General features: G+C 64.1%; 10 protein-coding genes. 4 read left to right on the top strand and 6 right to left on the bottom strand.

Annotated features, from left to right (window positions below; all coding sequences use genetic code 11):
* Window positions 1-79: 79 nt before the first annotated feature.
* The 3 genes from ACFSUD_RS03170 (at window position 80) to ACFSUD_RS03160 (ending at window position 3,399) form a co-directional block, all read left to right on the top strand.
* Complete coding sequence (locus ACFSUD_RS03170; RefSeq protein WP_386371399.1) at window positions 80-1,117, top strand: ABC transporter permease; 1,038 nt, start codon at window positions 80-82, stop codon at window positions 1,115-1,117.
* Complete coding sequence (locus tag ACFSUD_RS03165; protein ID WP_386371397.1) at window positions 1,110-2,108, top strand: ABC transporter permease; 999 nt, start codon at window positions 1,110-1,112, stop codon at window positions 2,106-2,108. Before ACFSUD_RS03170 ends, ACFSUD_RS03165 begins: the two co-directional genes overlap by 8 nt.
* A 217-nt stretch (window positions 2,109-2,325) precedes the next feature.
* A complete protein-coding gene (locus tag ACFSUD_RS03160) occupies window positions 2,326-3,399 on the top strand; it encodes a YeeE/YedE family protein (RefSeq protein ID WP_386371395.1) in 1,074 nt (357 codons plus the stop codon).
* Here the strand turns inward: ACFSUD_RS03160 and ACFSUD_RS03155 are convergent.
* The 6 genes from ACFSUD_RS03155 to ACFSUD_RS03130 all read right to left on the bottom strand — a co-directional run bounded on the left by ACFSUD_RS03155 (window position 3,335) and on the right by ACFSUD_RS03130 (window position 11,772).
* On the bottom strand, window positions 3,335-4,615 hold the full coding sequence (locus tag ACFSUD_RS03155) for a DUF3422 family protein (RefSeq protein WP_386371393.1): 1,281 nt from the start codon (window positions 4,613-4,615) through the stop codon (window positions 3,335-3,337). The two genes, ACFSUD_RS03160 and ACFSUD_RS03155, sit on opposite strands and share 65 nt — an antisense overlap.
* Before the next feature lie 239 nt (window positions 4,616-4,854).
* Complete coding sequence (locus ACFSUD_RS03150) at window positions 4,855-6,303, bottom strand: NAD(P)(+) transhydrogenase (Re/Si-specific) subunit beta (protein WP_386371391.1); 1,449 nt, start codon at window positions 6,301-6,303, stop codon at window positions 4,855-4,857.
* A 14-nt stretch (window positions 6,304-6,317) separates the two neighbouring features.
* Entirely contained in the window at window positions 6,318-7,892 is a 1,575-nt protein-coding gene (locus tag ACFSUD_RS03145; protein ID WP_386371389.1) for a Re/Si-specific NAD(P)(+) transhydrogenase subunit alpha, read from the bottom strand.
* Window positions 7,893-8,213: 321 nt separating this feature from the next.
* Window positions 8,214-8,990, bottom strand: a complete 777-nt coding sequence (locus ACFSUD_RS03140) for a gamma-glutamyl-gamma-aminobutyrate hydrolase family protein (protein WP_386371387.1) — start codon at window positions 8,988-8,990, stop codon at window positions 8,214-8,216.
* A gap of 125 nt (window positions 8,991-9,115) precedes the next feature.
* Window positions 9,116-11,257: a malate synthase G gene (locus ACFSUD_RS03135; RefSeq protein WP_386371385.1), complete on the bottom strand. Its 2,142-nt coding sequence runs from the start codon at window positions 11,255-11,257 to the stop codon at window positions 9,116-9,118.
* A gap of 236 nt (window positions 11,258-11,493) precedes the next feature.
* Entirely contained in the window at window positions 11,494-11,772 is a 279-nt protein-coding gene (locus ACFSUD_RS03130) for a hypothetical protein (protein ID WP_386371383.1), read from the bottom strand.
* A 111-nt stretch (window positions 11,773-11,883) separates the two neighbouring features.
* Between ACFSUD_RS03130 and pepN the strand changes: the two genes are divergently transcribed.
* A complete protein-coding gene (pepN, locus tag ACFSUD_RS03125; protein ID WP_386371381.1) occupies window positions 11,884-14,436 on the top strand; it encodes an aminopeptidase N in 2,553 nt (850 codons plus the stop codon).
* The last annotated feature ends 2 nt before the right edge of the window (window positions 14,437-14,438 follow it).

Genomic DNA, 14,438 nt, shown 5'->3' with positions numbered 1-14,438 from the left:
CCGCCCGTAGTATGGGTGATTTCACCCATCACCCCACCCCTTCACCCTACCCCACGACTGACCCACAAAGGCTCCGCGCATGCTGACCTTCACCATCCGGCGGCTGCTGCTGTCGATCCCGACGCTCCTGTTCATCAGCCTGGTGATCTTCCTGCTGCTGCAGCTCGCCCCCGGCGATCCGATGGCGCAGGTGCCGCTGACCGTGCCGCCCGAGGTCAAGCAGAAGATGCGCGAGGCGCTCGGGCTCGGCCAGCCGCTGCACATCCAATACTGGAAATGGCTGGTGCAGTTCTTCTGGATCGAGCCGCAGGTATTCATCGACTACCTGACCAACCGCTCCGCCCTGCTCGGCTGGCTGCCCGACACGTCCTTCTCCGAAGGCCAGCTCCGGGTGATCTCCTGGCAGACCCGCTCGCCGGTGATGGACATCGTGATGCAGCGTATGCCGCAAACCCTCTGGGTCGTGGGGCTGAGCTATGTCGTCGGCATCCTGATCGCGATTCCCATCGGAATCTATTCAGCCTATCGCCATTATTCGCTGTTCGACCAAGCCGGGACTTTCGTCACCATGGTCGGTTTCTCGATCCCGCCGTTCTTTACCGGACCGCTGCTGATCGTGATCTTCTCGGTCTATCTCGGCTGGTTGCCGTCGATCTATGACACCACCCATGTGGTGCGCGACTGGGCCAGCTTCAAAGTGCAGTTCATGCAGATGATCATGCCGGTGATGGTGCTCGCCCTTCAGACCACGGCGCAGATCAGCCGCTACATGCGCGGCGCGATGCTCGACAATCTAAATCAGGACTACGTGCGCACCGCCCGCGCCAAGGGGCTGAAGGAAAGCGTCGTGGTGATGGTCCATGTGCTGCGTAATTCGATGATCCCGGTGGTCACGGTGATCGCGCTCGGCATGCCCGCGATTTTCGGCGGCGCGATCATCACCGAGAATGTCTTCAAGGTGAACGGCATCGGCCAGCTGCTGCTGACCGCGCTTTTTGCCAATGACATCCCGATGGTGATGACCCTGACCTTCATCTTCGCGATCCTGATCGTGCTGTTCAACCTGATCGCCGACGTGCTCTACGGCATACTTGACCCGAGGATCCGCTATGACTGAGCAACCGCTCCCCGCGAGCCCCCTCGAGGCCGATCTGGAATTCATAACCGCGCTGCAGGACAAGGAGCCGCAGCGCCCGCCGCGCAGCCAGTGGCGCGATGTCTGGGACCAGTTCCGCCAGCACAAGGGCGCGATGTTCGGCGGCGCCTTCCTGCTGTTCATCACCCTCGCGGTGATCTTCGGCCCCTGGGCCTGGGACGTGGACCCCAAGAAGCTCGACATCCGCAACAAGGACTGGCGCCCGATCTACACCCTGCTCTGGGACGGGGAGGCCAGGGCCGGTTGGCTGCATCCTTTCGGCACCGACAATCTCGGGCGGGATATCTTGGCGCAGCTGATCTTCGGCGGGCGCACCTCGATGGCGGTCGGATGGATGGCGATGCTTCTGGCGCTGGTGATTGGCACGGCGGTCGGCGTCATTTCGGGCTATTTCAAGAAGCTCGACTTCTGGTTGATGCGCTTTACCGACCTAGTGCTGTCCCTGCCGATCCTGCCGCTGCTGCTGGTTGCGGTGACGCTGTTCCGCCAGCCGCTGCGCGCCAATTTCGGCCCCGAGGGCGGCATGTTCATCCTGATTGTCGGGGTGATCGGCCTGACCTCCTGGATGCAGACCGCGCGGATCGTGCGCGGCGATATCCTGGCACTGAAGGAACGTGAGTTCATTCTCGCCGCGCGCTCGATCGGCACGAGGCCCGGCAAGATCATCCGCCGCCACCTTCTGCCCAATGTGATCTCGCCGATCATGGTCTCGGCGACGTTGGGTCTGGCGACCGCGATCATCACCGAGAGCGCCCTGTCCTTCCTTGGCGTCGGCTTCCCGTCGGACTACCCGACATGGGGCAAGCTTCTGTCCGATGCGGTGCCCCGGATGCAGGAATTCCCAGAACGCGTGCTGCTGCCGGGAATCTCCATTTCGCTGACGGTGCTCAGCGTCAATTACCTCGGGGACGGGCTGCGCGATGCGCTGGATCCGCGGATCCGCGGACGCTGAGGCTCGAAAAAGGATGAGACCGCCGATGCGACGCTCCCGGCGGGCGGCGGGTTTTGAGTATTTTTCGCATAAAGAAGCTGGTTTCATCGCGCGGCGCGCTCGCGGAATGTTGTTCTTTGCCGATGGCGCTTTCCTGATCCGTGACTTATCTGCCGCCCTTGAACGGACGCCCTTCCCGAGCCAGTTAGGGAGGGTCCGGCCTGGGGGATAATTTCCGATGTTTGAGACTTTTGGCTTTGAGGAAATCACCGCGCGGCAGGCGTCGGTGGCGTTGGCGTTGTTGCTGGGGGTCGCTTTCGGGGCGCTGGCGCAGCGTACCGGGTTCTGCTTTCGCCGTGCCCTTGTCGGCGAGGATCGCCGCGCGGCTGCCGGGGTCTGGCTGACGGCGCTGGCGGTGGCGGTGATCGGCACCCAGGGCGCGGTGGCGGCGGGCTGGATCGGTTTTGACGATCATCGTTTCATGATCTCCGACGTGCCGGTGCTGGCGATCGTCCTAGGCGGCCTGTCCTTCGGGATCGGCATGGTGCTGACCCGTGGCTGTATCTCGCGGCTCACGGTGCTGACCGGCTCGGGCAACCTGCGGGCGCTGAGCGTGCTGCTGGTGTTTGCGCTGGTGGCCCATGCGACGCTGAAAGGCGTGCTGGCGCCGTTGCGGGTGGCGCTAGGGAACGTGACTTTCGACTTCGGGGAATATGTCAGCCTCGCCGCCCTGCCCGGCGGTGCCTTGCCCTGGGCCGGGATGATCGCCGTCGCGGCGCTGCTCCTTGCCGCGCGTTCGGGCAATCGCGCCGGTCATCTGCTGATGGCGGCGATGATCGGTCTGTTGGTGCCGCTGGCCTGGGTCGGGACCGGCTTGGTGCTGTTTGACGAATTCGACCCGATTGCCATGGAGAGCCTGTCGACCACTTCGGCCTCGGCGGAGGCGCTGTTCTTCACCATCGCCAGCTCCTCGATCCCGGCCGGGTTCGGCGCGGGTTTCATGGGCGGTATCGTGCTGGGCGCGCTGGTGGCGAGCCTGCTGTTCGGCGGTTTTGCCTGGGCCAGTTTCGAGACACCGGGGCAGACCGGGCGTTATCTCGCGGGGGCGGTTCTGATGGGCGTCGGCGGCGTGCTGGCCGGGGGCTGTACGCTCGGAGCCGGGCTGTCGGGCGTGCCGACCCTGTCGGTGGCGGCGATTCTGGCCATCGTGTCGATTGCGTTTGGCGCGCTTGCCGCGCAGGCGTTGTTCAGCCGATCCGTTTCCGCAGCCGCCGCAGCATCCACCAGACGCCGAGTACAACCGGCAGAGTGACCAAGGCGGTCAGCATGCCCTTGCTGATTTCTACCGCCTCGGCGAACGGGTAAAGCAGGTAACCCGCCAGCGACACCGCGTAATAGCTGATCGCCACGACCGAGAGCCCCTCGACCGTGTGCTGCAGGCGCAGCTGCAGATCGGCACGCCGGTCCATGCTCGCGAGGATCTGCTGGTTTTGCGCCGAGCGTTCCACATCGACGCGGGTGCGCAGCAGCTCGCTGGCGCGGATCGCCCGGGCCGAGAGGGTCTGCAGCCGCGCCTCGGTGGACTTGACCGTGCGCATCGCCGGTTCATAGCGGCGCAGCATGAATTCGGCAAAACACTGGCGGCCCATGAAGCGGCTTTCGCGCAGGACCGCGATGCGTTGGTGCACGATCGCCTCATAGGCGCCGGTGGCGCCGAAACGATAGGCGGTCTGGGCCGCCAGCGTTTCCATCTCCACCGAGGCATCGAGCAGTGCGTGCAGCGTGTCCTCGGCACTGGCCTCGGTGCTGCGCATCGCCGACATGAGCTCCGTCAGCCGCCCGTCGAGCGCATCCATCTGCGGCATCATCTTGCGCGCGCGCAGGAAGCCGAGCATCGACATCGCCTTGTAGGTCTCGATCTCGCAGAGCCGCTGCACGATGCGGCCGATCCGCCGCACTCCGGTGTCCTGCGCGGCGAAGACCGCAAAGCGCATGTGGCCCGCCGGGTCGATGCGAAAATCGCTGGCGACGATGGCCGCCTCGTCGAGCACATGGGCGACCGCGAGGCTCTCGGGAACGAACCAATCCTGTAGCCGGTCCGCGACTTCCGCCTCGTCGGGCCGCATCTGCACCTGCAGCAGCGCGGAGGTGATGCGCTCGCCCGGGGCGGCGCCGAGCCAGTAATTCGGGAAGACGTCGAAATTCCTTGGGTCGAAGGGGTCGCCGCCGGGCGTGGCCGCGAAGACCGTATAGGTGACGAATTCGGTATGCTGTTCCCATTTCAGCCAGTAGCGGCCCATTTCGCCGTAGTAGTGCGTCGCCTCGGGATCAGGCCGGGGCGCATTGTAGTGATCCAGAAGCTGCACCAGATGTTTGAAATCGAGGCTGCGGTCGCGGGTGGCCGGATCCTGCGCCTGCCGGATCGCGATGAAGGCGGCGACACAAGGTGCCTTCAGGGCCGGAAAGGGCCTTGCGTGCAATTCGCCGGTGAGCGCAAAGCGCTCCGGGTGATCCTTGATGAATGCCATGACCTTGCCTTCTCGCTGCCCGTGCCGCGGCAACATAGGCGAATTCCCCGCGGGGAACAGCTTTTTCCGCCCGGTTATCTGATTGTTGCAGCGGACCGGCACACATTGAAGAAGTGAAATCTTTCATGCCCTTGTCGCTGGTTCGGGCGCATTTCGGATGGGTTTGATGCTGTCGTCCGAAAGACCAGAAAAGGCGGCGCATGGCAGCGCCGCCCTGAAATTTTTTCGCAATTCTGGGATCAGTCGATCAGCGGCAGCAGCTTGTTGAGACTGTCCTTGGCATCGCCATAGAACATCCTTGTGTTCTCCTTGAAGAACAGCGGGTTCTCGATGCCGGAATAGCCGGTGCCCTGGCCGCGCTTGGAGACGAAGACGGTCTTTGCCTTCCAGCATTCCAGCACCGGCATACCGGCGATCGGGCTGTTGGGATCGTCCTGTGCGGCCGGGTTCACGATGTCGTTGGAGCCGATGACGATGGCGACGTCGGTGTCGGGGAAATCGTCGTTGATCTCGTCCATCTCCATGACGATGTCGTAAGGCACCTTGGCCTCGGCCAAGAGCACGTTCATGTGGCCGGGCAGACGTCCCGCCACCGGGTGGATGGCGAAACGCACCTCCTTGCCCGCGTCGCGAAGCTTCTTGACCAGCTCGCTGACCGCTTGCTGGGCCTGGGCCACCGCCATGCCGTAGCCGGGGATGATGATGACGCTGTCGGCATCGTTGAGCGCGGCGGCGACACCTTCGGCGTCGATTGCCACCTGCTCGCCCTCGACTTCCATCTGCGGACCGGAGCTGCCGCCGAAACCGCCGAGGATCACGTTGACGAACTTGCGGTTCATCGCCTTGCACATGATGTAGCTGAGGATCGCACCCGAGGAGCCGACCAGCGCGCCGGTCACGATCAGCAGGTCATTGCCCAGCGTGAAACCGATCGCCGCCGCGGCCCAGCCGGAATAGGAGTTCAGCATCGAGACGACCACCGGCATGTCGGCGCCGCCGATGCCCATGATCAGGTGCCAGCCGATGAACCCGGCAATCAGGGTCACCAGCACCATGGTCCAGATGCCCGCACCGTTGAAATACATGATGCCGAGGATCAGCGACACGATCAGCGCCGCGGCGTTCAGCATGTGACCGCCGGGCAGCTGCGTCGGCTTGCCATCGACCTTGCCCGCAAGCTTGCCGAAGGCGATGACCGAGCCCGTGAAGGTCACGGCACCGATGAAGATACCGAGGAAGACCTCGACCTTGAGGATCGCGATCTCGACCGCATCCTTGTGCCAGAGCCGCTCGCCGAAGCCGGTGAGATCGGCATCGACGATCGACATGCCGCTGTCGCGCAGGGCGATCACCGAGCCGAGCATGATGTCGGCGTTGAGGCCGATGAACACCGCCGCGAGACCGACGAAGGAGTGCAGCGCCGCCACGAGCTGCGGCATTTCCGTCATCTGGACGCGCCCGGCAACGTAGTAACCGGCATAGCCGCCTGCCGCCACGGCGATCAGAATCAGCAGGATGTTGGAGACACCGGGGCCGAAGATGGTGGCGAAGATCGCCACCGCCATGCCGACGATGCCGTACCAGACCGCGCGTTTGGCGCTTTCCTGATTGGAAAGACCGCCGAGCGAGAGGATGAAAAGGACCGATGCCGCGATATAGGCGGCCGAAGTCAAACCAAGAGAGAACATTCAGGCAGCCTCCTTCAGGATTTCTGGAACATGGCGAGCATGCGCCGGGTAACAAGGAAGCCGCCCACCACGTTGATGGAGGCGATGAAGACCGAGATCAGGCTGAGCAGCACCACCAGCAGGTTGCCCGAACCGATCTGCAGCAGCGCGCCGATGATGACGATGCCGGAGATCGCGTTGGTCACCGCCATCAGCGGCGTGTGCAGCGCGTGGCTGACGTTCCAGATCACCTGGAAACCGACGAAACAGGCCAGTGCGAAGACGATGAAATGCTGCATGAAGCTCGCCGGGGCATAGGCACCGATCAGCAGCATTACCGCGGCGCCGACGGCAAGCAGGATCACCTGCGACTTGGTCGCGGCCTTGAAGGCGGCCAGTTCGGCGGCCTTTTTCTCTTCCGCGGTCAGCTCCCTGGGCGCCTGTTTCTTCGGCGCGGCGGCGATCGCCGCGACCTTGGGGGGCGGTGGCGGGAAGGTCACTTCCTTGGCATGGGTAATGGTCGATCCGCGGATCACGTCATCTTCCATGTCATGCTTGATCACCCCGTCCTTCTCCGGCGTGAGGTCGGTCATCATGTGGCGGATGTTGGTGGCATAGAGCGTCGAGGCCTGCGCGGCCATGCGGCTCGGGAAATCGGTATAGCCGATGATGGTCACGCCGTTGTCGGTGACGATCTTCTGATCCGGCACGGTGAGCTTGCAATTGCCGCCCTTCTCCGCCGCAAGGTCGACGATCACCGAGCCCGGCTTCATCGCCTTGACCATGTCCTCGGTCCACAGCTCCGGCGCTTCGCGGTTGGGGATCAGCGCGGTGGTGATGACGATATCCATCTCCGGGGCCAGCTCGCGGAACTTGGCAAGCTGCGCTTCGCGGAATTCGGGGCTGGAGACCGAGGCATAGCCGCCCGAGGCGGAGCCGTCCTGCTGCTCTTCCTCGAAATCGAGATAGACGAATTCGGCGCCCATGCTCTCGACCTGTTCGGCCACTTCGGGGCGCACGTCAAAGGCATAGGTGATGGCACCGAGCGAGGTCGATGTGCCGATCGCGGCAAGACCCGCGACGCCGGCACCGACGACCAGCACCTTTGCGGGCGGCACTTTGCCCGCGGCGGTGATCTGCCCGGTGAAGAAACGGCCGAAGTTGTTCCCCGCTTCGATCACCGCACGATAGCCCGCGATATTTGCCATCGAGGAGAGCGCGTCCATCTTCTGGGCGCGGCTGATCCGCGGCACCATGTCCATGGCGATGACGCTGGCGCCCTTGTTGGCGGCGGCCTCCATCAGCTCGGTGTTGCCTGCCGGGTTGAAGAAGGAGATCAGCGTCTGGCCGTTGCTGAGGCGTTTGACCTCTTCCTCGCTGGGCGGACGCACCTTGGCGACGACATCGGCGACCTTCCAGAGCGCGGCGGCGTTCTGCACTACCTCGACCCCGGCGGCCTCATAGGCGCTGTCGGCAAATCCGGCCCTGGCTCCGGCGCCGCTCTCGATCACGCATTCATGGCCCAGCTTCTGAAGCTGCTGCGCGCTTTCCGGCGTCATCGCGACCCGGTTCTCGCCCTCGAAAATTTCCTTTGGCGTTCCGATTTTCAAACCCAGAGTCCCCCTGCTTGAGCTGGTGCCGCTCCGCGGCGGCGGAAGAATGTTACCAGAGCGATAACGCGCGTGCAGCAATTGCACAAGCAGCCGGGCTGGCGCTTTTCGATCGCTTCGTCACTCTTAGCGCTAACAATAACATTCTGTTGCCGCAGTGCAGCAGAGACTTTTTGCGGCAACGCCACGTCACATCTCCCGGCCCTGGTTGGCGCGGTACGTCTGCTCATCGCGATCTGGGCAGCACGTCACCCCATGCGCGAATTCGACGTTCATTGCATCGAAATCCCCGGCAGGCCGAGTGAGCTTCGACAGCGCCTGTCAGACCGCCTGCAGCGACGGAGCCGCCCGGCGCGTCGCCCAGTCGCGCGCCGCTTCGCCGAAACGCTCGAACAGGGGCCGGGAGACCGGGTCGTTGGCCGCGTCCCATTCCGGGTGCCATTGAACCGCCAGCGTGAACCCCGGGGCATCCCGGACATAGATCGCCTCGGGCGTCCCGTCCTCGGCCAGTCCGTCGATCACCACGCGCGCGCCGGGCCGGTTGATGCCCTGTCCGTGCAGCGTATTGGTGCGCACCACCCGGGCGCCCATCACCTCGTGGAAAACACCGCCTTCGGTGAAAGTGATGTCATGGCGCAGTTCGAATTTTTCTTCGAGCGTGCCGTCCGGGGGCATCCGGTGATTCATCCGGCCCGGCAGGTCGCGGATCTCGGGATAGAGCGTGCCGCCCATCGCCACGTTGACCTCCTGAAAACCCCGGCAGATCCCGAGGAAGGGCTGTCCCCGCTCGACCAGCGCGCGGATCAGCGGCAGGGCGATGGCGTCGCGGGCCCGATCGAAGGCCCCATGCGCCAGCGTCTCGACCTCGCCATATTCTTCGGGATGCACGTTCGGGCGCCCGCCGGTGAACAGAAATCCGTCGCAGGTCTCAACCAGCTCGGCGACGCTGACATGGCGCGGATCGCTGGGTACGATCAGCGGCATGCAGCGCGAAACCGCGGCCACCGCGTCGGAATTCATCTGCCCACCGGCATGGACCGGATATTGATCGTTGATGAGATAGGAATTGCCAATGATGCCGACGACGGGTCGCGCCATATATCCTCCGGGATTTGCCCCAGCCAACATAGGTCCAGCGCAACGCGATCTCAAGCATCCCTGCCGCAGCCCTATCAGACCAGTCAGGCGACGCGGAACGAGCCCGCGCCACCCCTGTCATCGGCTCAGGAAGCCGCCTTCAGCTCCAGACGCCGCGCGTGCAGCACCGGCTCGGTATAGCCCGACGGCTGCTGACGCCCCTTCAGCACCAGATCGCTGGCCGCCTTGAATGCCAACCCATCAAAGCCGGGTGCCATCGGCGTATAGGCCGGATCGTCGGCGTTCTGGCGGTCCACGACCGCCGCCATCTTCTGCAGCGCTGCGATCACCTCCGCCTCGCTGACCACGCCGTGGTGCAGCCAGTTGGCCAGTGCCTGCGCCGAGATCCGGCAGGTCGCGCGATCCTCCATCAGACCCACATCGTTGATGTCGGGCACCTTGGAGCAGCCGACCCCCTGATCGATCCAGCGCACCACATAGCCGAGAATGCCCTGCGCGTTGTTCTCGACCTCGCGGGCGATCTGCCCGGGCGTCCATTTGCGGAAGGTCGCGAGCGGAATGTCGAGAAGGCCATCCACATGGGCGCGGCGGCCACCGGCCTTCAGCTTCTCCTGCACCGCGAAAACGTCGATCTTGTGATAATGCAGCGCGTGCAAGGTGGCGGCGGTCGGGCTCGGGACCCAGGCGCAATTGGCACCCGCCTTCGGGTGTTCGATCTTCTGCTCCAACATCGCCGCCATCTGGTCGGGCATCGCCCACATGCCCTTGCCGATCTGCGCCTTGCCGCTCAGGCCGCATTCGAGGCCGATATCGACGTTGAGATTCTCATAGGCGCCGATCCAGCCCTTGCGCTTGATGAAATCCTTGCGCGAGAACGGCCCGGCTTCCATCGAAGTATGGATCTCGTCGCCGGTACGGTCGAGGAAGCCGGTGTTGATGAAGGCCACCCGGTGTTTCGCGGCGCGGATGCACTCCTTGAGGTTAACCGAGGTGCGGCGTTCCTCGTCCATGATGCCGATCTTAACGGTATGACGCGGCAGGCCGAGGATCTCCTCGACCTTGTCGAAGATCCGGTCGGCGAAAGCCACCTCTTCGGGGCCGTGCATCTTCGGCTTGACCACATAGACGGAACCCTTGGTCGAATTGCCGCCGTCACGCTGCAGATCGTGCATGGCGACCATCGTGGTGATCAGCGCGTCGAGCAGCCCCTCGAATGCCTCGTCACCCTGTTCATCCAGCACGGCCGGGTTGGTCATCAGATGACCGACATTGCGCACCCACAGGAGCGCGCGGCCCTTGAGCGTCCCCGCGCTGCCATCGGGCGCGGTGAACTCCAGATCCGGGGAGAGACGCCGGGTGATCGTCTTGCCGCCCTTGTCGAGCTTCGCTTCGAGATCGCCCTTCATCAGCCCCAGCCAATTGTCATAGGCCTGCACCTTGTCCTCGCCATCCACGCAGGCAACGGAATCCTCGCAATCCATGATCGCGGAAACCGCGCTCTCCAGCCGCACATCCGCCAGACCGGCCTGATCGCGCGCGCCGATTGCATGGGCCCGGTCAAAGACCAGCTCCACATGCAGACCGTTGTTGCGCAGCAGCACCGCCGCCGGTGCCTTGGGATTGCCGCGGTAGCCTGCGAATTTCTCCGGCTGCGCCAGCGGGACATCATCGACCAGCAGCTGACCGTCCTGCACATGATAGCGCCGCGCATCCGCGTGGCTGGTCCCGGTCAGCGCAAAAGCCTCGTCAAGAAACACCCGCGCCCGCGCCACGACCCGCGCACCCCGGCCCCGGTCATAGCCGCCCAGCGGTGCCGGGCTGCCCATGGCATCGGTGCCATAGAACGCATCATAGAGGCTGCCCCAGCGGGCATTGGCCGCATTCAGCACATAGCGCGCGTTGGTGATCGGCACGACCAGCTGCGGCCCCGGCACCGAAGCGATCTCGGGATCGACATTCTGTGTCTCGATTTCGAAATCCCCGCCCTCGGGCAACAGATAGCCGATCTCTGCCAGAAAGGCCTTGTAGGCCTCATGGTCATGAGGCCTGTCGCGATTGGCGATGTGCCAGGCGTCGATCTTTTCCTGCATCTCCCCGCGCCGGTCGAGCAGCGCCCGGTTCTGCGGCCCGAAATCGTTCACCAGCTCCGCCAGCCCCGCCCAGAACGCCTCCGCCTTCACCCCGGTGCCCGGCAATGCCCGGCTCTCGACAAATTCCACCAACCGGCGATCCACTTGCAGGCCGTTTCTTTCAGCTCTCTCGGTCATTGCGTTTCCTACGTCTTCTGAACTTTGCAAAATCTCTCGGTCACATGCGCGCGCCGCGGTCGCTCTGTGCTGCGCTTGCATGGCCACCGTCCGCTTGATGGCGGGACTCGGGCCAGCCTCTAGCATGAGCGGCGCTGAGTGTACCATGGCACACCGAAAATTTCGCCGACCTCCGTTCAAAAAGAAAACGGACCGTGCATCTGCACGATCCGTCCTGAAACCGGATGATCACCCGCTCAATTGTTGTCGTCGACGTCGATACTGCTGGGATCGTTGGTCTGCGATTGGTTGGTCCCGGGCTCGACCGGGTCCACCGCGGGAACGCTTGCTTCCGGCTCGCTGGCCTGATCGGTGTTGATCACCGCGTCGGCATCTTCATCGCCGCCGTTGATGATGACATAGAAGAACACACCGAGCAGCATCAGCGCGCCGAAAATCATCGCGCCCCTGATTCCCAGCAAGGACGGCTTATGGTCTCGCTCCTGTTTCTCGATATTGGTCCGGGGGGCTGACATGGCGTTCTCCTCAATCCGCTACGGGGGCCCAGCTTGCAGGCCCCGGTCATAGGACCTAACGTGCCGCCAACCCGATTGTTCCCACCTGCTTGCCCATGCAAAGGAAACCCGATGCGCGACGCCGCTCCCCAGACCATCTATCTCGCCGATTACACGCCTTTCGGCTATGTGATCGACGATGTGGCGCTGACTTTCACCCTCGATCCGCATCATACGAGAGTGAAAAGCCGCATCGCCTTTCGGCCCAACCCGGAGAGCACGGAACGCCGCTTCTTCCTGCACGGCGAGGGGCTGAAGCTGATCGGCGCCAGCATCGACGGCGCGCCGGTCACGCCCGAGCTCAGCGACGAAGGCCTCACCTGCGAGGTCCCCGATGCGCCGTTCATCTGGGAAGCCGAGGTCGAGATCGACCCGGCGGGCAACACGGCGCTCGAGGGGCTCTACATGTCGAACGGCATGTATTGCACCCAGTGCGAGGCCGAGGGATTTCGCAAGATCACCTATTACCCCGACCGGCCCGACGTGATGGCGGTGTTCAGCGTCACGATCAACGGCCCGCATCCGGTGCTGCTCAGCAACGGCAATCCGGTAGCGACACAGGAGCATCATGCCGAATGGCACGATCCCTGGCCCAAACCCTCCTATCTCTTCGCGCTGGTGGCCGGTGATCTGATCGCCCATGCCGACAGCTTCACCACCCGCTCGGGCCGCGACGTCGCGCTCAACCTCTATGTACGGCCGGGCGACGAGCATAAATGCGCCTTCGGCATGCAGGCGCTGAAAGCCTCGATGCGCTGGGACGAACATGTCTATGGCCGGGAGTACGATCTCGACCTGTTCAACATCGTCGCGGTCGATGATTTCAACATGGGCGCGATGGAGAACAAGGGGCTCAACATCTTCAATTCCTCCGCGGTTCTGGCCTCACCCGAGACCGCGACGGATGCCAATTTCGAGCGTATCGAAGCGATCATTGCCCATGAATATTTCCACAACTGGACCGGCAACCGGATCACCTGCCGGGACTGGTTCCAGCTCTGCCTGAAGGAGGGGCTGACGGTTTACCGCGACAGCCAGTTCACCGCCGACATGCGCTCCGCCCCGGTCAAGCGGATCTCAGACGTGATCGACCTGCGCGCCCGTCAGTTCGCCGAGGATCAGGGTCCGCTGGCCCATCCGGTACGCCCGGAGAGCTTCCAGGAGATCAACAATTTCTACACCGCCACCGTCTATGAAAAGGGTGCCGAGGTGATCGGCATGCTGAAACGACTGGTCGGCGATGCCGCCTATTACCAGGCACTCGACCTCTATTTCGACCGCCACGACGGCGATGCCGCGACGATCGAGGATTGGCTCAAGGTTTTCGAGGACAGCACCGGGCGCGATCTCACCCAGTTCAAGCGCTGGTATTCCCAGGCCGGCACGCCGCGCGTCAAGGTTACCGAGACCTGGCAGGACGGCAGCCTGACGCTGCATTTCGCCCAGCATATCCCCCCCTCCAGCGCCACCCCCGACCCGCAGCCGCAGGTGATCCCGGTGGCGCTCGGGCTGGTCGGCCCCAATGGTGACGAGGTGCTGGAAACCCGGATGCTCGAGCTCACCGAAGCCGAGCAGAGCTTTCGCTTCGACGATCTCGGCGCCCGTCCCGTCGCCTCGATCCTGCGCGACTTCTCGGCCCCGGTTGTGCTGGAACATGACCTGTCGGACGACGAGCGCGCGCATCTGCTGGCCCATGACAGCGACCCGTTCAACCGCTGGGAACAGGGCCGCATCCTGGCACGCCAATCGCTGCTGGCAATGATCCGTGAAAACGCCGATCCCGACCGCGCCTATCTTGACGGGATTCACGCGGTGGTCAGCGACGAGAGCCTCGACCCGGCCTATCGCGCCCTGATGCTCGGCCTGCCGAGCCAGTCCGACCTCGCGACCGCCCTGCATGACGCGGGCGACGTGCCGGACCCGGCGGCGATCCACAAGGTCAGCGAAGCGATGCGCGACGCGCTCGCGGCCCGCTTCGCCGAAATCGCGCCACGGATTTACCAAGCCTGCCAGATCGACGCACCCTATCGCCCCGATGCGGATCAGGCCGGGCGGCGCAGCCTCGGCAATGCGATGCTCTCGCTGATCACCCGGCACCATGGTCCCGCGAAGGCGCAGGCGCAATTCGACGCGGCCGACAACATGACCCAACAGCTCGCCGCACTCGCCAACCTGATCCGCGCCGAAGCGGGCGATGCCGCGCTCGCCGCTTTCGAGAGCCAATGGCAGCACGACCGGCTGGTGATGGACAAATGGTTCGGGTTGCAGGTGCTCGAAGCCAAGCCCGACGACGCCGCCGACGTGGCCGAGCAACTCACCCGCCACGCGGATTTCAACTGGAAGAACCCCAACCGTTTCCGCGCCGTCTTCGGCAGTCTCGCCGCGCATCATGCCGGTTTCCATCACGTCAGCGGAAAGGGGTACCGGCTGCTCGCCGACTGGCTGATCAGGCTCGACCCGGTCAATCCGCAGACAACGGCCCGGATGTGCGCCGCCTTCCAGACCTGGGCGCGCTACGACGCGGCGCGCCGCAACATGATCCGCGCCGAACTCGACCGCATCCTCGCGACCCCGAAGCTGAGCCGCGACACTACGGAGATGCTGACCCGGATCAGGGGCACCTGACA

This window comes from Sulfitobacter aestuarii (genome assembly GCF_042685005.1).
In the GTDB taxonomy this organism is placed as follows: Bacteria; Pseudomonadota; Alphaproteobacteria; order Rhodobacterales; family Rhodobacteraceae; genus Sulfitobacter; species Sulfitobacter aestuarii.
The sequence above is the reverse complement of the archived record's forward strand: the minus strand, read 5'-3'. Positions and strand labels throughout refer to the sequence as shown.